General features: G+C 69.7%; 19 protein-coding genes. 2 read left to right on the plus strand and 17 right to left on the minus strand.

Going from position 1 to position 18,460, the window contains the following annotated elements; all coding sequences use genetic code 11:
• Positions 1-21 precede the first annotated feature (21 nt).
• From tatC to IE153_RS10690, 10 genes are all read right to left on the minus strand, one after another.
• Positions 22-984, minus strand: a complete 963-nt coding sequence (gene tatC, locus IE153_RS10645; RefSeq protein ID WP_189589486.1) for a twin-arginine translocase subunit TatC — start codon at positions 982-984, stop codon at positions 22-24.
• Positions 985-1,031: 47 nt separating this feature from the next.
• Entirely contained in the window at positions 1,032-1,313 is a 282-nt protein-coding gene (gene tatA, locus IE153_RS10650) for a Sec-independent protein translocase subunit TatA (RefSeq protein ID WP_030848648.1), read from the minus strand.
• A gap of 258 nt (positions 1,314-1,571) precedes the next feature.
• A complete protein-coding gene (locus tag IE153_RS10655; RefSeq protein ID WP_097215657.1) occupies positions 1,572-1,766 on the minus strand; it encodes a G protein-coupled receptor family protein in 195 nt (64 codons plus the stop codon).
• 45 nt (positions 1,767-1,811) lie between these two features.
• Positions 1,812-2,108, minus strand: a complete 297-nt coding sequence (locus tag IE153_RS10660; protein WP_189589487.1) for a hypothetical protein — start codon at positions 2,106-2,108, stop codon at positions 1,812-1,814.
• Positions 2,109-2,211: 103 nt separating this feature from the next.
• Positions 2,212-3,288 carry a helix-turn-helix transcriptional regulator gene (locus IE153_RS10665; RefSeq protein ID WP_229828961.1) on the minus strand — a complete coding sequence of 359 codons (1,077 nt, stop codon included), beginning with the start codon at positions 3,286-3,288 and terminating at the stop codon, positions 2,212-2,214.
• A gap of 17 nt (positions 3,289-3,305) precedes the next feature.
• Positions 3,306-4,283 (minus strand): helix-turn-helix transcriptional regulator, encoded by a 978-nt coding sequence (locus IE153_RS10670; protein ID WP_031106196.1) that lies wholly within the window; start codon positions 4,281-4,283, stop codon positions 3,306-3,308.
• Between the two features lie 128 nt (positions 4,284-4,411).
• A complete protein-coding gene (locus IE153_RS10675) occupies positions 4,412-4,783 on the minus strand; it encodes an FKBP-type peptidyl-prolyl cis-trans isomerase (protein ID WP_189589488.1) in 372 nt (123 codons plus the stop codon).
• Positions 4,784-4,839: 56 nt separating this feature from the next.
• Complete coding sequence (locus IE153_RS10680; RefSeq protein ID WP_189589489.1) at positions 4,840-5,820, minus strand: FKBP-type peptidyl-prolyl cis-trans isomerase; 981 nt, start codon at positions 5,818-5,820, stop codon at positions 4,840-4,842.
• 189 nt (positions 5,821-6,009) lie between these two features.
• Positions 6,010-7,371 carry a Pup--protein ligase gene (pafA, locus tag IE153_RS10685; RefSeq protein ID WP_031106199.1) on the minus strand — a complete coding sequence of 454 codons (1,362 nt, stop codon included), beginning with the start codon at positions 7,369-7,371 and terminating at the stop codon, positions 6,010-6,012.
• A 9-nt stretch (positions 7,372-7,380) separates the two neighbouring features.
• Positions 7,381-8,640 carry an MFS transporter gene (locus tag IE153_RS10690; protein WP_189589490.1) on the minus strand — a complete coding sequence of 420 codons (1,260 nt, stop codon included), beginning with the start codon at positions 8,638-8,640 and terminating at the stop codon, positions 7,381-7,383.
• Between the two features lie 55 nt (positions 8,641-8,695).
• Here IE153_RS10690 and IE153_RS10695 point away from each other — a divergent pair, with 55 nt between their 5' ends.
• On the plus strand, positions 8,696-9,748 hold the full coding sequence (locus IE153_RS10695; RefSeq protein ID WP_189589491.1) for a LacI family DNA-binding transcriptional regulator: 1,053 nt from the start codon (positions 8,696-8,698) through the stop codon (positions 9,746-9,748).
• Positions 9,749-10,148: 400 nt separating this feature from the next.
• Here IE153_RS10695 and prcA read toward each other — a convergent pair whose 3' ends face one another.
• The 5 genes from prcA to arc all read right to left on the minus strand — a co-directional run bounded on the left by prcA (position 10,149) and on the right by arc (position 16,050).
• Positions 10,149-10,892, minus strand: a complete 744-nt coding sequence (gene prcA, locus IE153_RS10700; protein WP_189589492.1) for a proteasome subunit alpha — start codon at positions 10,890-10,892, stop codon at positions 10,149-10,151.
• Positions 10,893-10,959: 67 nt separating this feature from the next.
• Complete coding sequence (prcB, locus tag IE153_RS10705; protein WP_189589493.1) at positions 10,960-11,805, minus strand: proteasome subunit beta; 846 nt, start codon at positions 11,803-11,805, stop codon at positions 10,960-10,962.
• 335 nt (positions 11,806-12,140) lie between these two features.
• Positions 12,141-12,359, minus strand: coding sequence for a ubiquitin-like protein Pup (locus IE153_RS10710; protein ID WP_185009365.1), 219 nt, complete (start codon positions 12,357-12,359; stop codon positions 12,141-12,143).
• Positions 12,360-12,537: 178 nt separating this feature from the next.
• Positions 12,538-14,049: a depupylase/deamidase Dop gene (gene dop, locus IE153_RS10715; RefSeq protein WP_356236037.1), complete on the minus strand. Its 1,512-nt coding sequence runs from the start codon at positions 14,047-14,049 to the stop codon at positions 12,538-12,540.
• 234 nt (positions 14,050-14,283) lie between these two features.
• Positions 14,284-16,050 carry a proteasome ATPase gene (arc, locus tag IE153_RS10720; RefSeq protein WP_030848606.1) on the minus strand — a complete coding sequence of 589 codons (1,767 nt, stop codon included), beginning with the start codon at positions 16,048-16,050 and terminating at the stop codon, positions 14,284-14,286.
• A gap of 245 nt (positions 16,051-16,295) precedes the next feature.
• Here arc and IE153_RS10725 point away from each other — a divergent pair, with 245 nt between their 5' ends.
• Positions 16,296-16,601 (plus strand): ferredoxin, encoded by a 306-nt coding sequence (locus IE153_RS10725; RefSeq protein ID WP_031108683.1) that lies wholly within the window; start codon positions 16,296-16,298, stop codon positions 16,599-16,601.
• Between the two features lie 59 nt (positions 16,602-16,660).
• Here IE153_RS10725 and IE153_RS10730 read toward each other — a convergent pair whose 3' ends face one another.
• The gene (locus IE153_RS10730; RefSeq protein WP_189589494.1) at positions 16,661-17,239 is read right to left on the minus strand and encodes a hypothetical protein; all 579 of its coding nucleotides are present in this window, start codon (positions 17,237-17,239) and stop codon (positions 16,661-16,663) included.
• Positions 17,240-17,557: 318 nt separating this feature from the next.
• Entirely contained in the window at positions 17,558-18,460 is a 903-nt protein-coding gene (locus IE153_RS10735) for a tRNA (adenine-N1)-methyltransferase (protein WP_031108685.1), read from the minus strand.

Genomic DNA, 18,460 nt, shown 5'->3' on the forward strand with positions numbered 1-18,460 from the left:
CTATGAGCTGTCCGTCGATCTTCAGGTCACGTCGTCATAACCGTTGACCCGGTCCGAGCGGTCCGAGCTCGCCTGCTCGGGCAGGGCGGCCCGGCTGGTGGTCACGGGCTCGATCTCGCCGATGTCGTCGGGGGTGAGATCCAGCTCGGAGGCCTCGTCGTCGGCGGGGCCGAGGGCCTCGCGTCGGGCCTTGCGGCGATCGTTGACCAGGGAGAAGGCGACGGCTGCGAAGTACAGGATCCAGATCGGCGCCGCCAGCGCCAGCATGGTCAGCGGGTCGGTGCTGGGGGTGGCGATGGCCGCGAAGACCGTGATGCCCATGATCATGCCGCGCCACCAGCCGAGCATGCGCTGGCCGGTCAGTACCCCGGTGAGGTTGAGCATGACCAGCAGCAGCGGCAGCTCGAAGGAGAGGCCGAAGACGAGCACCATCCGCATGACCAGGTCGAGCAGGTCGTCCAGCGGAAGGAGGTTGGACGTGCCGCCCGGGGTGAACTCCAGGAGCACCTTGGCCGTGGTGGGGAGCACCGTGTACGCGAAGTACGCGCCGACGATGAACAGCGGCGCGCCCGTGCCGACGAAGGCGTAGGCGTACTTCTTCTCGTGCCGGTGCAGGCCCGGGGCGACGAAGGCCCACAGCTGGTAGAGCCAGATCGGCGAGGCCAGCACGACACCGGCCATCAGCGACACCTTCAGCGCCAGCGTGAAGGGGGTGAGCAGGCCGTTGATGGTGATCTGCGCACAGGGCTTCGTACCCGGCTGCGACTGGGCCAGCTCCGCGAAGGTCTTGTCACAGCCGACCGAGTCGAGGATCGGCTTGGTGATCAAGTTGATGATGTCGTTGTAGAAGAAGGCGGCGAAGACCGTGACGACGACGATCGCCAGCATCGCCTTGGCGAGCCGGTTGCGGAGCTCGCGAAGGTGCTCCGCGAGGGGCATGCGCCCCTCGGGATCCCTCTCCTGCTTGCGGGCAGACTTCAGCAACCCACGTTCCCATCTCGTGCGGCGGGCCGGAGGTCACCGGCCCTGCGTCAGCGCTTGGTCGTGTCCGTGGGCTCGCTGACCGGGCGCGAGCTGGTCACGTCACCGGGCGCTGCCTGGATGGTGCGCTGCGAGGACTCGTCGGTGTTGGGCGGGCCCGCCGGGGTCGTGGAGGACTTGCTCTCGTCCTTCATCGCCTTCGCCTCGCTCTTGAGGATGCGGGCGGACTTGCCGAGCGACCGAGCCATGTCCGGAAGCTTCTTCGCGCCGAACAGCAGGATGATGACGACGAGGATGAGAATGATCTCGGGGGCTCCGAGCCTTCCGAACATAAGTCTTTACCTTCTCACCGAGGCGGCTGTGGTGGGGTGCTGTCCGACCGGTCGGACACATGTCCGAACGATCGTGTTGGCAGCGATCGTAACGCTCGGGGGTAAACGTGAGGCAATCCCTCTGCATCCCCTGTGCGTACTCCCGTCCGCGACCAGTGCCTCGTTAACCGGGCCGCGACCAGCAGCGTACCTGTACGAACCGCCGAGGTGACAGGGCGAAGTGTCCCAAAAGCAACTCATGGCCGACGCCCGGCCGGCTCACAGAGCGTCCACGGATCGGGCCGCGGTCTCCGCCGCCCGCTCCAGGTCCTCGGCGGCCCGGTTGATACGGCGGGCCGAGTCCGTGACCTGCCTGCCCAGCCGCTGTGCCTCCACGAAGACCCGCACGGCGAGCACCCCGAGCACGACGAGACCCACGAAACCCACAGCAACCGCGAACATCGGCCAGAACATGACGCCGAGCCTAGACCTTCCTGAACGGGCGAACGCCCCGACCCTCTAGACGGTGGAGTGCAGCCGCAGGGTCCGCACACCGCCGCCGGTGAGCAGCTCCACGATCCGCTCCCCCGCCGGCTTGCGGACCGACGCACCGCACTGCGGGCAGGTGAAGGAGTAGAAGGTGGTGCGGTTCGTGGCGCCGATGGCCAGGCGCAGGGCGCCCGCGGCGAGCTCGAAGGACCCGCGGCAGTCGGGGCAGCCCGCCCTGAACACGACCGGGGTCACGCTTCTCATTCCGGCGAACGCGGACTCCACCGTCATGTCCCCGACACCACCGGACGTCGCCGACTCGTTCAAGCCCTCGCTCCTCTTTCTGGGGTCGTTCGCCTCCGGGGCGCCACGCCCGGTGCCGCGGTCCGGCGGCCCTGCCCGGCCATGGACCCCGAGGGGCGCCCGCGGCTCACTCGGGTCCGTCGCCCGGCCCGTCCGGAACCGCGTGCGCCGCGTGCTGCTCGCGCGCGTCGGCCTCCACGACGCGCGTCGTCCGCGCCGCCTCGATCCCGTCGTACGCCGTCAGCGCCTCGCGGGCCGCCTGGCGGGCGCTGTCGGCGAGCTCCGGCGGCGAGACGATCCGGCCGTCCCGCCCGAGCCGCAGGGCCAGGCGCCGCAGCGACGCCGGGTCGGGGGTCCGCAGAGTGATACGCAGTCCGCCGTCCGGCAGCTCATCCGCACTGTCGTGCGGGTAGTACTCCGCGACCCAGCGGCCGCCGGGCCCGACCTCGACCACGACCTCCGGGTCCTCGGCCGCGGGCTGCACCAGCGCTTCCGACAGGTCCCGCAGCTCGATCTCGGGCGGCGCCGACGGCTCGTCCAAAATCTTGATCTCGGCGACCCGGTCGAGCCGGAAGGTGCGGCGCGCCTCGGAGCGGCGGCACCAGGCCTCGACATAGGTGTGCCCGACGCTCACCAGGCGGATGGGGTCGATCTCCCGCTCGGTGAGCTCGTCGCGCGCGGGCGAGTAGTAGCGGATCCACAGCCTGCGGCGCTCGGCGATCGCCCGGTCGACGTCCGCGAAGACGCCGCCCTCGGACTCGAAGGTCACCGACAGACGCGAGCTGGCGCCCGCCGCCTCGCCGGCCGCCGTCTCCACCTTGGCCGTCGCGCGCAGCAGCGCCTGCCGGTCGCTCTCGCGCAGTCCGGGCAGCGTGGACACCGCCCGGGCGGCGACGAGCAGGGCGGTGGCCTCGTCCGCGGCGAGTCTGAGCGGTTCGGCCGCTTCCGCCGCCAGGGCGGCCGGGTTGTGCCACCAGATGCGCTCGCCGTCGGTGTCGATGTCGAGCAGGTCGCCGCCGCGGAAGCTGGTGCCGCACATGGGCAGCACGTCGAGGTCGGAGACCAGCTCGTCCTCGCTGATGCCGAAGGCGCGCGCGACGTCCTCGACCCGGGCTCCGGGGCGCTCCTTCAGATACGTCACCAGCGAGAGCATCCGCCGGGTCTGGTCGATGGCGTTCACGGGCCTGACCGGTTTGCCTGCCACTGTCTTTCCGCTCCCCCTCAGCCCTTGGCCACGGCCCGCAGCCGGTCCACCACGTCGGCCCGCAGCTCCGCGGGCTCCAGGACGACCACGTCCGGCCCGAACTCCACCAGCCAGGCGTCCAGCCCGTGGCCGTACGGAATCTCCAACTCGTCCCAGCCGTCGCCGAGTTCCCGGACGGAGGTGGCCTTCGCCCGAAGGGGGTACCCCGCGCCGGCACGCAGCCGGATCCGCGCCGAGCGGTCGGCGACCTCGCCGGCCCAGCTCGCCACGGTCTCCCGGACGGTGACGACGTCCGGTACGGGAGCGGTGTACCGGCCGCCGCGCGAGCGGACCTTGCCGGTGATCCGCGACAGCCGGAAGACCCGCTCGGCGCCCCGGTCGCGGTCCCAGCCCGCCAGGTACCAGTGGCCCCGCCAGCACTCCAGCGCCCACGGCTCCACGTGCCGCTGCTCGGGGTGGGCCGCGGTGGCCTTGCGGTAGTCGAAGGCGACGGGCCGGCGGTCCCGGCAGGCCAGCATCAGCGGCTCGAACGCGGCCTCGTGCACGGGAATGCGCGGCTCCAGCGCGCCGTGCGACCCGTACGGGTCGACGTCCTCGGGGAGTCCGGCCGCACGCAGCTTCTGCAGGGCGCCGCTGGCCGCTCCGGCGAGCCGGGCCTGCTGCCAGACCTTGGCGGCGAGCCCGAGGGCGGCGGCCTCCTCGGCGTCCAGGGTGATGGGCGGGAGGCGGTTGCTGTCACGGCGGGCCAGGTAGCCGACCTCGCCGTCGAGGTTCTCGACGGTCTCGATGACCAGCCCGAGTTCGCGCAGGTCGTCCTTGTCGCGCTCGAACATACGGTTGAAGGAATCATCGGAGCCGGTCGCGCCGTTGCCCGGCCCGAAGGCCTCGACGTAGGCCTCGATGGAGTCGCGCAGCTCACGCTTGCTGAGCGGCCGGCGTGTCCCGAGCAGACACAGCGCCAGGTTCATCAGCCGCTCGGCCTTGGCAATGGCCATCGACGCGCTTCGCCTCCCTATGGTGCTTACGAGCGATGACCGTACCGCCACACGGTGGCACGGCAAAAGCCGAGGGCCCATGCCCGAACAGGCATGGGCCCCACATGATCGAGTCTGTCGGAGCTTGCTCAGACCCCGAGCAGGTCGACCACGAAGATCAGCGTCTCGCCGGCCTTGATCAGAGGCGACGGGCTCTGGTTGCCGTAGGCGAGGTGGGCGGGGATGGTCAGCTGGCGGCGGCCGCCGACCCTCATGCCCTGCACGCCCTGGTCCCAGCCCTTGATGACACGGCCGCCGCCCAGCGGGAAGCGGAACGGGGTGCCGCGGTTCCAGCTGGCGTCGAACTCCTCGCCCGTGCTGAAGGAGACACCCACGTAGTGCACGGTGACGGTCTGGCCGGCCTGCGCGACCGGGCCGTCGCCCTCCCAGATGTCCTTGATCTCGAGGTCCGCCGGGGGCTCGCCGCCCGGGAAGTCGATCTCGGGCTTGTCGATGCTCACTTCATCTCTCCTTGTTACGTGACCTGCGTCGGGGACAGTCTCACAGACCGGCCGGGTCAGACCGTGCCGAGGATGTCCACCGTGAAGACCAGTGTGTTCTTGGCCAGCTCGCTCTGGGGGCTCGCGCCGTAGCCCAGCGAGGGCGGGATCACCAGCAGCACCCGGTCGCCCACGTGCTTGCCGACGAGGCCCTTGTCCCAGCCTGCCACCACGGAGCCGTTGCCGATCTGGAAGGCGGTGGCGCCGCCGTGGTCCCAGGAGGAGTCGAACTTCTTGCCGTCCTCCCACTTGACCCCGGTGTACTGGGCGATGAGGCCTTGGCCGGCCTCGACCTTCTTGCCGTCGCCCTTGATCAGCACCTGCTCCTTGAGGTCCTTGGGAGCCTTCTCGCCCTTGGGGACGGTGATGACCGCGGCCTTCTGCGACGGGGACTTCACCTCGGGCATGCCCGGCTCGGACGGCGCCTGCTCACCCTTGGCCTCGGCCTTGACGTCGACACTCGCGGCGCCGACCGGGTCGACCACCCAGATCAGCACGTCCTTGGCGGAGATCCCGGAGGAGGTGTTCAGGCTCTGGCCGATCAGATCGCCCGCGGTGCCCTGCACCAGGATGCGGCTGCCGGGCTTCTTGCCCTTCACCGCGTCGAGGACCTTCTCCGGAAGCTGCTGGCTCGGCTTGCCGATCTGCTCGATGGACTGCCGACGGGGCGCCTTGTCACCCGTCGCCCCCGCGGCCCAGGTGCCGCCGAGTTCCTGGTCACCGCCCCACTTCTCGACGGTCCAGTCCAGCCGGACGAAGTCGGAGCCCTTGATCGGGGTTCCGCTGCCCGCCGAGACCGTCTTGACCACGGTCTTGTCGGACGGCTTGCCGTCCTTGGGCACGGAGATCTCGGGCTTCGCCCCGACCTTCCCCTTGATCTCGGCGACGCCTCCGGCCGCTTCACCGTTGTTCCCGTCGTCCGATCCGCACGCGGCGGTGAACAACAGGGCGGGAACGGCCAGCAGCGCGGCCACGAGTCGTTTCGTGTTGTAGTTCATCAGTCCAACTGGGATCGGGAGTGGGGGGCAATGGGCGCCACTCTACGGCGTACACGCTCCGCACTCGCCTCACCCCGCGACACGACGTCGTCCGGGCCGCTCCCCGCGGCCGGAGCCGGGCCGGAAAAGGCCGATGCCCGAAGGTGTGAAAACCTCCGGACATCGGCATTCGGAAGGGCCGGACCAGGCTCACATTCCGGCGATCAGCTTCTCCACCCGGTCGTCCACGGAACGGAACGGGTCCTTGCACAGCACGGTCCGCTGGGCCTGGTCGTTGAGCTTGAGGTGGACCCAGTCGACCGTGAAGTCACGGCGCTGTTCCTGGGCCCGCCGGATGAAGTCGCCGCGCAGCCGGGCCCGAGTGGTCTGCGGCGGAACGGACTTGCCCTCGAAGATCTTCAAGTCGTTGCAGATACGGGCCGCCTGGCCCTTCTTCTCGAGCAGGTAGTACAGGCCACGACGACGGTGGATGTCGTGGTAGGCGAGGTCTATCTGCGCGACCCGCGGGTGCGACATGGTCATGTTGTGCTTGGCGCGGTACCGCTCGATGAGCTTGTACTTCATGACCCAGTCGATCTCGGTGCCGATACGGTCGAGGTCCTCGGCCTCGATCGCGTCCAGGGTGCGGCCCCACAGCTCCAGGACCTGCTCGACGGTGCCGGTGCGGATGCCCCGGCGCTCGCAGAAGTCCAGGGCCTTCTCGTAGTACTCGCGCTGTACCTCCAGGGCAGAGGCCTCGCGTCCGCTGGCCAGGCGCACCTTGCGGCGACCCGTGATGTCGTGGCTGACCTCGCGGATCGCCCGGATCGGGTTCTCCAGGGTGAGGTCCCGCATCACGGTGCCCGCCTCGATCATGCGCAGCACCAAGTCGGTGGCCCCGACCTTGAGCAGCATGGTCGTCTCGGACATGTTGGAGTCGCCCACGATGACGTGCAGGCGGCGGTAGCGCTCGGCGTCCGCGTGCGGCTCGTCACGCGTGTTGATGATGGGCCGGGAGCGGGTCGTCGCCGAGGAGACGCCCTCCCAGATGTGTTCGGCTCGCTGGCTGACGCAGTACACGGCGCCGCGCGGCGTCTGCAGCACCTTGCCGGCACCGCAGAGCAGTTGCCGGGTGACCAGGAACGGAATCAGAATGTCCGCGAGTCGGGAGAACTCCCCGTGCCGGGCGACCAGATAGTTCTCGTGGCAGCCGTAGGAGTTGCCCGCCGAGTCGGTGTTGTTCTTGAAGAGGTAGACGTCGCCCGCGATTCCCTCCTCGTGCAGGCGTCGTTCGGCGTCCACCAGGAGTCCTTCGAGAATGCGCTCGCCTGCTTTGTCGTGGGTGACCAGTTCGGTCACGTTGTCGCATTCCGGTGTCGCGTATTCCGGATGCGATCCCACGTCGAGATAGAGGCGGGCGCCGTTTCGCAGAAAGACATTGCTGCTGCGGCCCCATGACACGACACGGCGGAAGAGGTACCGCGCCACCTCGTCAGGAGACAGGCGGCGCTGTCCCCTGAACGTGCACGTGACGCCGTACTCGTTCTCCAGCCCGAAAATGCGGCGGTCCATGAGGGAACATTACGCCCGATCCCCTGAACTGAAACGGGGTTCGGGGGCACGGTTTGGATCATTTTCCGAACCGGACACAACAACCGCTCCCTGGCCGGGAGCTGCGACTACCCGTCCTGTGGCGGTCAAAACCAGCAGAGACACGCCACCGGCGACACCCGGCACGGCGAAGCCCCACAGGGCCCCGCCCGCCTCGACGACGGGCCCCGCGACGCCCGCTCCGACCGAGTGGCCCACGGTGAACGTCGTCACCAGCCAGGAGAACGCCTCGGTGACCGTGCCCCGCGGCGCATGACGGTCGACCAGGACGAACGCGCAGGCGATGGCGGGCGCGAGGAAGACCCCGGCGAGCGCGGTGAGCGCCACCATGGGCACCGCGTCCGGCATGAGCATCAGCGGGAGGTAACACACCACCAGAAGGCCCACCAGCACCTGGAGTCGCCGCGCGGGCTCACCGGCCCACTGCCGGGCCCCGTAGAGGGTGCCGCCGACCAGCGCACCGAATCCCAGGGCCGCCATCAGCCAGCCGTACACGGCGTCGCCCCCGTGGGCGTCCGCGTAGGGCACCGAGGCGACCGTGATGGATCCGAGCGCCATCCCGATGAACAGGAACGCCGCCAGCAGCGCGAGCAGTCCCGCCGAGCGCAGCGCGCCGAGCCAGTGCGCCTCCCGCGGCGCCGACCGCCAGGCACGCGAGGGCGGCGAGACGACGACGGACAGCGCCCCCAGCACCCCGATCACGTTCAGCACGAGCAGCGCGGCCTGGGCCGACCACAGGGACGTGCACAGCGTCACGAGCAGCGGCCCGACGGTGAACATCACCTCCTGGGCCACGGCATCCATGGCGTACGCCGTGTGCACCTGGTCCTCCCGGCGCAGCACGGAGGGCCACAGCGCCCGCAGCCCGCCCTCCAGCGGCGGCGTGAAGAGCCCGGCTCCGGCGACGGCCGCGTAGGCGAGCGGCAGCGACCCGATGCCCCAGAAAGCGAAGAGGGCCATCGCGAGCGCGGAGAGGACGGCCGCCGGCAGCTGCACACGCGGCTGCCCGCGCAGGTCCACGATCCTGCCCAGCACGGGCTGCCCGACGGCGTTGGCGACGCCGTAGACGGCCGCCAGCGCCCCCGCCAGGCTGTACGTGCCGCCCTCCGCCCGGACGAACAGCACGATCGCGATAGCGGCCGTGGCGTTGGGCATCCGGCCGACCAGCGTGCCGACGAGCAGTCGGGCGGCGTGCCGCGCCCGAAGGATCTCCAGGTATCCCGTGGCCATGTCCCCGCCGTCCCCGCCTAAGGTTGTACGTATAACTTCGGTTTCCATACGTACCATGTCCGCTGTTCACGAGTCCAGACGAAGGAGCAGGCCGACGGTGGCACGAGGCAGCACCCGCCCCACGAGCCGGGACGTCGCCCAGGCCGCCGGCGTCTCCCAGGCAGCCGTGTCCCTGGTCCTCGGCGACAAATGGCGCGGCCGGGTCTCCGAGGCGACCGCCGAGCGCGTCCGCGAGGCCGCCCGCGACCTGGGCTACCGCCCGAACCTGGCCGCCCGCAACCTGCGCCTGGGCCGTACCCGCACGGTCCTCCTGGTCGTCCCCGCCCTCACCACGGAGTTCTTCGCCGGCGTCTACACCGGCGCCGCCCGCGTCGCGGCCGAGCACGGCTTCGGCGTGGTCCTGTACCCCTCCCCCGAGGGCATCGGTCCCGCCCGCGACCCCTTCGCCTCGGCGCAGGCCGCACTGGACGGCGTCATCGCCTCGTCCATGGCCGCCGACGCGCTGACCGCGATCCGCGGCGAGGCGCTCCCCCTGGTGATGCTGGACAGCGACCCGGCCGGGAGCCTGGGCGCGGCGACGGTGAACCTGGACATCGCCGACGGCGTCCGCCAGGTCGCGGAGCACCTGCTGTCCCTGGGCCACCGCCGCTTCATCCACCTGGCGGCGGACGTCCCCTCCTGGACCTTCGAGGTACGCGCCCGGGAGCTGGCGGCGAGGCTGGCGGAGGTACCGGGCACGTCGGTCCGCACGGCCCGGGCCCCGATCTCCATCGAGGGGGCCGTGGCTTCCGCCGAGGCGGCGCTCTCGGCTCCCGGCGCTCGCCCCACCGCCGTGATCTGCGACGACGACCAGCTCGCGGCCGGCACGTACAAGGCGGCCCGCCGTCTGGGACTGCGCATCCCGGACGACCTGTCGGTCACCGGCGTCGACGACCTCGCCCTCGCGACGGCCATGGACCCGGAGCTGACCACGGTCCACCTCGACGCCGAGCTCTTCGGCGAGCACGGCATGCGGGCCCTGCTGGCCGTCCTGGAGGACCGCGCCCCCGAGAGCGGGGACATCCCGGTACAGCTGATGGTACGAAGCTCCACGGCCCCACCGCGTTGACTGTGGGGGCCGTTGCCGCGGGGGCCGGTGGGTCCGCAGCCCGGCGGAACGGGGTGCCGCTGCGCCCACCCGTGCCGCCCCCAGCGGCACGCATGCCCGCGGCTGGGCGGGCCACGACGCTCCCGCACCCGCCGGACCACGCAAGGGGTCGTGTCGGGGGGTGTCCGCCCGCAGCGGTTGGCGCGTCAACGCCAGTCAGTCGGTATGAAGGTCCATCGCGCCGTTCCGAGGACGGACACCCCCCGGCGCGGCCCCGACCCACACCCCACGGTCAGGCGAAGCGAACGCGCACCCCCACCCACCTCCAGGTGAAACGAACACGCACCCCCACCGGCGCCAGAAGCAGCGGACGCGCCCCGGCCACAAACCACCGACCGGAGCGCGTCACACCACGTCAGAACTACTCGGCGTCCTCCGACGCCCCCTCCACATCACCGCCGGCGGCACCCGCAGCGAGCAGACGGGACAGCTGAGGCCCGCTGATCCGCCTGAACTTGCGCTTCTGCGGCCGGGTGCGGTCCAGCACCGCCACCTCGAGCCGCTCCGCGGGGATCTCCCGCTCGCTGCCGTTGGTGTCACGGGACAGCGCCTGCACCGCCAGCTTCAGCGCCTCCGCCAGCGTCATGCCCTCCTGATGGCGCTGGTCCAGATAGCTGCTGATCTGCTCGGCATTGCCGCCCACCGCGACCGAGCCGTGCTCGTCCACGATGGAACCGTCGTGCGGCAACCGGTAGATCTGGTCGCCCTCGGGCGTCTCCCCGACCTCGGCGACGACCAGCTCCACCTCGTACGGCTTCTCGGCCGCGCTCGAGAAGATCGTGCCCAGCGTCTGCGCGTACACGTTCGCCAGGCCCCGGGCCGTCACATCGTCCCGGTCGTAGGTGTAACCCCTCAGGTCGGCGTAGCGCACGCCGCCGATCCGCAGGTTCTCGTACTCGTTGTACTTGCCGGCGGCCGCGAAGCCGATCCGGTCGTAGATCTCGCTGAACTTGTGCAGCGCACGGGACGGGTTCTCGCCGACGAACACGATGCCGTCGGCAAACTGCAGCACGACCAGGCTGCGACCACGGGCGATGCCCTTCCGGGCGTACTCCGCCCGGTCGGCCATGGCCTGCTGGGGTGAGACATAGAACGGCGTCGACACCGGTTATCCGTCCCTCTCTGGAAGATTCCGTCGGTTCACTGGACCACCCTCACGAAGACGATCGCCGCTACAGCAGCGCGGCCCGCGGCCCGTCGGGCTGCTCCAGCCGCCGCTCGAGAATCGAGCGCGCGATCTCGGACGCCTCGTTCTCGGTGAGCCGGCGGAAGCCGTCGTCGGTGATCACGGTGACGATGGGATAGATCCGGCGGGCGACATCGGGACCACCGGTCGCCGAGTCGTCGTCTGCCGCGTCGTAGAGCGCCTGGATCACCAGTGTGGTGGCCTCGGCCTCGCTGAGGTCGTCCCGGAAGAGCTTCTTCATCGCACCGCGAGCGAAGATCGACCCGGAGCCGGTGGCCGCGTAGTGGTGCTCTTCGGAGCGGCCGCCGGTGACGTCGTAGGAGAAGATCCGGCCCTTGCCGCGGTCCACGTCGTACCCGGCGAACAGCGGCACCACGGCCAGGCCCTGCATGGCCATGCCGAGGTTGGAGCGGATCATCGTCGACAGCCGGTTCGCCTTGCCCTCGAGGGACAGCTGGGCGCCCTCGACCTTCTCGAAATGCTCCAGCTCCAGCTGGAACAGCTTCACCATCTCCACGGCCAGGCCCGCCGTGCCGGCGATGCCCACCGCCGAGTACTCGTCGGCCGGGAAGACCTTCTCGATGTCCCGCTGCGCGATGACGTTGCCCATCGTGGCCCGCCGGTCACCGGCGAGGACCACACCACCGGGGAACGTCACGGCCACGATCGTGGTCCCGTGCGGTGCCTCGATCACGCCCTGGGTGGGGGGCAGTTGCCGGTTGCCGGGCAGGATCTCCGGCTGGTGCTCGGACAGGAAGTCCATGAAGGAGGAGGACCCTGGCGTCAGGAAGGCAGCTGGTAGACGCCCGGTGCTACGAGTGTTGGCTTCCACGCGATTCCTTCCACGTATGCGACAGCCCGCCCTGTGACGTCGGGCCGATCCTTGGAACAACCCCGGTCCGGTTGCCACCGGGGGCTCGGTATGCCTCGGACCCTACCCGTCCTTCGGCGGTGATCCACATGCCCGGCGGGACCAACTCCGCCGGGGCGGCGCCGCACTTGCGCGCCGCGCACACACGGGCGGGCCGGCGGGCTCCGCAGCCCACCGACGCCCGGAGCGCCGCACACGGGGCATCAGGTCGTGCACCACCCCGCGCGCAGCGCTCCGCGCCCGGCTCGTCCGTCACCACGCACCCCGTTCACCTTCGGAGTGAAGGCTCAGGCGCCTTACTGGCCACCCTTTTGAACGAAGGAGCGCACGAAATCCTCGGCATTTTCTTCGAGCACATCATCGATCTCGTCCAGGACCGAGTCCACGTCGTCGCTCAGCTTCTCCTGACGCTCCTTGAGGTCCTCGGAGCCCTGCGTCTCCGCAGTCTGCTCCTCGACCTCCTCGGTGGACCGGGTGGCCTTCTGCTGTCCGCCGCCGGTGTCCTTGGTCGCCATATCCCTCACCCCGCTCGGTTCGCCCGACACAGTTGCTCGGTCAAGATCAGACCCTACTCGCCGGGTCTGACAATGGCCCCGCAGTTGCTCCAACGTACGGGGGCCACCTCGATGATTCCCGGACCAGGGCTTTTCCACCCTGTCCGGCCGGTTCCCGACGAGTACCCGCTCAACGCGTTCACCCGCCCGACAGGACCCTGACCAGGTCTTCCGCGGTGCGGCAGCGGTCCAGGAGCTCCTTGACGTGATTACGCGTTCCGCGAAGCGGTTCCAGGGTTGGGACCCGCTGCAGCGAGTCCCGGCCCGGCAGATCGAAGATCACCGAGTCCCAGGAGGCCGCCGCGACGTCGTCCGCGTACTGCTCCAGGCAGCGGCCGCGGAAGTACGCCCGGGTGTCCTCCGGCGGCACCGTACGGGCCCGCTCCACGTCCGCGTCGGTCAGCAGCCGCTTCATGCGCCCGCGGGCCACCAGACGGTTGTACAGGCCCTTCTCGGGCCGTACGTCCGCGTACTGGAGGTCGACCAGGTGCAGTCGCGCCGCGTCCCAGTCGAGGTTGTCCCGGCGCCGGTAGCCCTCCATGAGTTCCCGCTTGGCGACCCAGTCCAGCTCCCCGGCCAGACTCATCGGGTCGTGCTCCAGACGGGTGAGGGTGTCCTCCCAGCGGGACAGGACGTCCTTGGTCTGGTCGTCGGCGTCGGCCCCGAACCGCTCCTCCACGTACTTGCGCGCCAGCTCGTAGTACTCCATCTGCAACTGGACCGCCGTGAGCGTGCGGCCGCTGCGGAGCGTGATCAGGCGCTTCAGCGACGGGTCGTGCGAGACCTGGTGGAGCGTGCGGACGGGCTGGTCGACGGCCAGGTCGACGGCGATGAAACCGTCCTCGATCATCGACAGCACCAGCGAGGTCGTGCCCAGCTTGAGGTAGGTCGAGATCTCCGAGAGGTTCGCGTCGCCGATGATCACATGCAGGCGCCGGTACTTCTCGGCGTCCGCGTGCGGCTCGTCGCGGGTGTTGATGATCGGGCGCTTGAGCGTCGTCTCGAGGCCGACCTCGACCTCGAAGTAGTCGGCCCGCTGGCTGAGCTGGAAGCCGTGCTCGTGCCCGTCCTGGCCGATGCCGACGCGGCCGGCTCCGGCGAAGACCTGGCGGGAGACGAAGAACGGCGTCAGGTGGCGCACGATGTCCGAGAAGGGGGTCTCCCGCTTCATCAGGTAGTTCTCGTGCGTGCCGTAGGACGCGCCCTTGTTGTCGGTGTTGTTCTTGTACAGGTGGATCGGCTGGGCACCGGGCAGCTGAGCGGCCCGTTCCGCGGCCTCTGCCATGATCCGCTCGCCGGCTTTGTCCCAGAGGACGGCGTCCCGGGGATTGGTCACCTCGGGGGAGCTGTACTCGGGGTGTGCGTGGTCGACGTAGAGCCGTGCACCGTTGGTGAGGATCACGTTGGCCAGGCCGATGTCCTCATCGGTGAGCTGGCTGGAGTCCGCGGCTTCGCGGGCGAGGTCGAAGCCTCGCGCGTCCCGCAGCGGATTCTCCTCCTCGAAGTCCCAGCGGGCCCGGCGGGCCCGGTGCATCGCCGCCGCGTAGGCGTTCACGATCTGGGACGAGGTGAGCATGGCATTGGCGTTGGGGTGGCCGGGGACGGAGATCCCGTACTCCGTCTCGATGCCCATTACTCGCCGTACGGTCATGCGGCCCTCCTTGCCCGGCGGCACCCTCGGTCGTGGGCGCCACTCAGATACCGCTGGCGCTCGGTTGCGTGTGCGGTGCCCGTCCCCGCACTGCGCGACTCGGCGGTACGGAAGAGCCTAGAACGCCTTTGCGCTGGTGGGGAGATCATTTGCGTCATTGCGTTGCTCCAGCCGTGGCCTGAAAAACAGTCGGCTGCGGGTACCCGCCGAGGGCACCCGCAGCCGCCCTGCCTTTTACAGGTACTGACCGGTGTTCGCCACCGTGTCGATGGAGCGTCCGGTGTCCGCACCCTGCTTTCCGGTGATGAGCGTACGGATGTACACGATCCGTTCGCCCTTCTTTCCGGAGATCCGGGCCCAGTCGTCCGGGTTGGTGGTGTTCGGCAGGTCCTCGTTCTCCTTGAACTCGTCCACGCAGGCCTGGAGGAGGTGGGAGACGCGGAGGCCCTTCTGGTTCTTCTCGAGGAAGTCCTTGATCGCCATCTTCTTGGCGCGGCCGACGATGTTCTCGATCATGGCGCCGGAGTTGAAGTCCTTGAAGTAGAGGACTTCCTTGTCACCGTTGGCGTAGGTGACCTCCAGGAAGCGGTTCTCCTCGGACTCGGCGTACATGTGTTCCACGGCCGTCTGGATCATGCTCTGGACCGTGGTGGCCTTGGAGCCGCTGTGCTCGGCGAGGTCGTCGCCGTGCAGCGGGAGGCGCTCCGTGAGGTACTTGCCGAAGATGTCCTTGGCCGCCTCGGCGTCCGGACGCTCGATCTTGATCTTCACGTCGAGCCGGCCGGGCCGCAGGATGGCGGGGTCGATCATGTCCTCACGGTTGGAGGCGCCGATCACGACCACGTTCTGCAGGCCCTCCACACCGTCGATCTCGGCGAGCAGCTGCGGGACAATGGTGTTCTCCACGTCCGAGCTGACACCGGAGCCACGGGTGCGGAAGAGGGACTCCATCTCGTCGAAGAAGACGATGACGGGGGTGCCCTCGCTGGCCTTCTCACGGGCCCGCTGGAAGACGAGGCGGATCTGCCGCTCCGTCTCACCGACGTACTTGTTCAGGAGCTCGGGGCCCTTGATGTTGAGGAAGAAGCTCTTGCCGGCGGCCTGGCCGGTCACCTCGGCGACCTTCTTGGCCAGCGAGTTGGCCACGGCCTTGGCGATGAGCGTCTTGCCGCATCCGGGGGGCCCGTACAGCAGGACGCCCTTCGGCGGCCGCAGTTCGTGCTCCTTGAACAGGTCCGGGTAGAGGTAGGGGAGCTCGACGGCGTCCCGGATGGCCTCGATCTGGCCGCCGAGACCACCGATCTGCTCGTAGCCGATGTCGGGGACCTCTTCGAGGACGAGTTCCTCGACCTCGCTCTTCGGAACGATCTCGTAGACGTAGCCCGAGCGGGGTTCGAGCAGGAGGGCGTCACCGGGCCGGATGTTCACGTCCAGCAGCGGCTCGGCGAGCCGTACCACCCGCTCCTCGTCGGTGTGCCCGAGCACGAGGGCCCGCTCGCCGTCCTCGAGGATCTCCTTGAGGGTGACGATGTCACCGACGCGCTCGTACTCCATGGCCTCGACCACGTTGAGCGCTTCGTTGAGCATTACTTCCTGGCCGCGCCGGAGCTCCTCGAGCTCGACGCTGGGGCTGACGTTCACCCTGAGCTTGCGGCCGCCGGTGAAGATGTCGGCGGTGCCGTCCTCGTTCGCCGTCAGGAAGACCCCGAAGCCGGCCGGCGGCTGCGCGAGCCGGTCGACTTCCTCCTTGAGGGCCACGATCTGGTCACGTGCCTCACGGAGCGTGTTGGCGAGTCGCTCGTTCTGTGCGGACACGCCGGCCAGATTGGTCTGCAGCTCGACGATCCGCTCTTCGAGAATCCTCGTGTGTCGCGGAGAGTCGGCGAGCTTACGTCGCAGGACGGCGATCTCCTGCTCAAGGTAGGCGATCTGCCCGGCCGGGTCGTCGGACCCGCGTCCCGGGCGGATGCCGCGGTTCATGTCGTCGTCGTGGGCTGCCACGGTCCTCACCTCCTCCAAGGGGAGCTGGACGCTTCCAGACCCTACCTGGGCGGGTGTCGATTGAAACCCCTAGATCACAAAGACGGTCGGGGTGTGTCCGATCTTCACCCTTGCGCTCTCCCTCACGCCAGGGGAATACCCAGCGAACATGATTGGAACCCAGCCGGAGGTAGGGTCGAACTGTTCAACACCCGCCAGAGCTGGCCGGATTCCCGATACGGCTCGGCGGAGAAACGGCAGGAGAGATGAGCGTGCAGCAGGTGGCCGGGGTCGACGGCGAGGCGCTGGAGGTCTGGATCGACCAGGACCTGTGTACCGGCGACGGCATCTGCGCCCAGTACGCGCCCGAGGTGTTCGAGCTGGACATCGACGGTCTGGCCTATGTGAAGAGTGCCGACGACGAGTTGCTCCAGGACAAGGGTGCGACAACGCCCGTTCCGCTGCCGCTCCTCACGGACGTGATCGACTCCGCGAAGGAGTGTCCGGGCGACTGCATCCACGTGCGACGGGTTTCGGACAGGACCGAGGTCTACGGACCGGACGCAGAGTGACTCCTTCTCTACGTTCCGTCACCACTGTCTGATATCTCACACGCGCCGTCGCATGCGTCTCACACGCTGCGAGCCCCGGCCGGGGTCGAGCGGACGAACGAGCCGCCGTGCCAACGCCATTTCGCGTCGCTCTTCTCGTCGGGGCAGCAACGCGGCACGTCGGCCGACGAGTAGCCGAGGAGCGTTGCTGTGACGGCGCCGTGGCGAACGGCGAAGTCGCTGACAGTGGTGCCGTCCTCGGGGTCGAGCAGGGTGGCCACGACGCGGGGTTTGCCCCCGTCGGCGTCGCGCGTCAGGACGTACACGCCGTCCGGCGGGGTGCCCATCGGCGAGTCGCAGTGGACCACGGCCACCGTCTCGGGCCTGCCGTCGCCGTCGAGGTCGCCGGAAGCCCGCTTCTGCACGACAGCCTTCACCGGGCCGCACTCGATCGGGAACGTCACCGCGGCCGGGTCGGGCGGAGTCATGTGCGCCGGAGCGCTCTTGGTCTCGGGAGCGGCCGGCTGGGCCGCCGTCGCCGCGCCGGGCTGCAGGACCGAGGAGAAGGCCACGACGCCCGCGACGGCGGTCGCGGTGGCGAGCCAGTGGATGGGACGAGTGTGGGTGTGGGCGAGCTCCGGGACGGCGGAAGACTGCACTAGGAGGGTCTCCTGAGGCTGTGCCGGTGGGGTGGCCAGCATGGTGCCACACGTCACACCGCGAGGGAACGGCGGGGTGTGCACGTCCTGCGCCGGGGAAGTCTGAAGGGTTGCGGTTCCTGCCGCCGTGTCAGCGGGCCTGTGCGGGCCCGGCTCCCGCTCACCGCGTCGTGGGCCCGCGCGGTCCGCGCGGCAGGTCAACGGCGTCGGGTGAGGGTTCACCCCGGGCGGCAACGGAAAGGCGCCGTGCCGGAGTTCCGGTACGGATCCGGGAACTCCGGCACGGCGCCGGTGCGTTGGACGCGGTGACGGGCCGCCTCAGCGGCCGGCGCCGCCGTCGGCGTTGGGACCTGCGTAGTCCTCGCCGTAGGCGCCCTTGGCGGGGCGGCGGCGGCGCATGGGCGGCTCGACGCCGTCGGCGAGGCGGCGCGCGGTGAGCAGGAAGCCGGTGTGGCCGATCATCCGGTGGTCCGGGCGGACGGCCAGGCCCTCGATGTGCCAGTTGCGGATCATCGACTCCCAGGCGCTCGGCTCGTTGAAGCAGCCGATCTCGCGGATGGACTCGACGGTCCGGGCGAGCTGGGTGGTGGTCGCCACGTAGCAGCACAGGATGCCGCCGGGGACGAGCGCCTTGGAGACGGCCTCCAGGCACTCCCAGGGAGCCAGCATGTCGAGGATGACGCGGTCGACGTCGGCGTCGGACAGGTTGTCCTGGAGGTCGCCGACGGTGAGCTGCCAGGCGGGGTGCGGGCCGCCGAAGTAGCGCTCGACGTTCGCCTGGGCGATCTCGGCGAAGTCGGCGCGGCGCTCGTAGCTGTGCAGCATGCCCTGGTCGCCGATGGCCCGCAGCAGGAAGCTGCTGAGCGAGCCGGAGCCGACGCCCGCTTCCACGACGCGTGCGCCGGGGAAGATGTCGGCGAAGGCCAGGATCTGCCCCGCGTCCTTGGGGTAGACCACGGCGGCGCCGCGGGGCATGGACAGGACGTAGTCGGGGAGCAGGGGGCGCAGCGCGAGGTAGGCGACGTTCCCCGTGGTGCGGACAACGCTGCCCTCGGGAGCGCCGATCAGCTCGTCGTGGGGGAAGGAACCCTTGTGGGTGTGGAAGTTCTTCCCGGCCTCGAGCGTGAACGTGTAGTGGCGGCCCTTGGGGTCGGTCAGCTGAACCTGGTCCCCGACCTTGAAGGGCCCGCGCCTGCGGGCGGCACCGGTCGGTTCGGACAT

Origin of the sequence: Streptomyces massasporeus (assembly GCF_014648995.1) — a bacterium.
Classification (GTDB): domain Bacteria; phylum Actinomycetota; class Actinomycetes; order Streptomycetales; family Streptomycetaceae; genus Streptomyces; species Streptomyces massasporeus.

Coding starts and splice junctions, on each gene's coding strand:
- IE153_RS10680 (WP_189589489.1), bottom strand. CDS start 5,820: ATGAACTACAACACGAAACGACTCGTGGCCGCGCTGCTGGCCGTTCCC.
- pafA (WP_031106199.1), bottom strand. CDS start 7,371: ATGGACCGCCGCATTTTCGGGCTGGAGAACGAGTACGGCGTCACGTGC.
- IE153_RS10695 (WP_189589491.1), top strand. CDS start 8,696: ATGTCCGCTGTTCACGAGTCCAGACGAAGGAGCAGGCCGACGGTGGCA.
- IE153_RS10655 (WP_097215657.1), bottom strand. CDS start 1,766: ATGTTCTGGCCGATGTTCGCGGTTGCTGTGGGTTTCGTGGGTCTCGTC.
- IE153_RS10710 (WP_185009365.1), bottom strand. CDS start 12,359: ATGGCGACCAAGGACACCGGCGGCGGACAGCAGAAGGCCACCCGGTCC.
- IE153_RS10735 (WP_031108685.1), bottom strand. CDS start 18,460: ATGTCCGAACCGACCGGTGCCGCCCGCAGGCGCGGGCCCTTCAAGGTC.
- IE153_RS10725 (WP_031108683.1), top strand. CDS start 16,296: ATGAGCGTGCAGCAGGTGGCCGGGGTCGACGGCGAGGCGCTGGAGGTC.
- IE153_RS10670 (WP_031106196.1), bottom strand. CDS start 4,283: ATGGCCATTGCCAAGGCCGAGCGGCTGATGAACCTGGCGCTGTGTCTG.
- dop (WP_356236037.1), bottom strand. CDS start 14,049: ATGACCGTACGGCGAGTAATGGGCATCGAGACGGAGTACGGGATCTCC.
- tatA (WP_030848648.1), bottom strand. CDS start 1,313: ATGTTCGGAAGGCTCGGAGCCCCCGAGATCATTCTCATCCTCGTCGTC.
- IE153_RS10690 (WP_189589490.1), bottom strand. CDS start 8,640: ATGGCCACGGGATACCTGGAGATCCTTCGGGCGCGGCACGCCGCCCGA.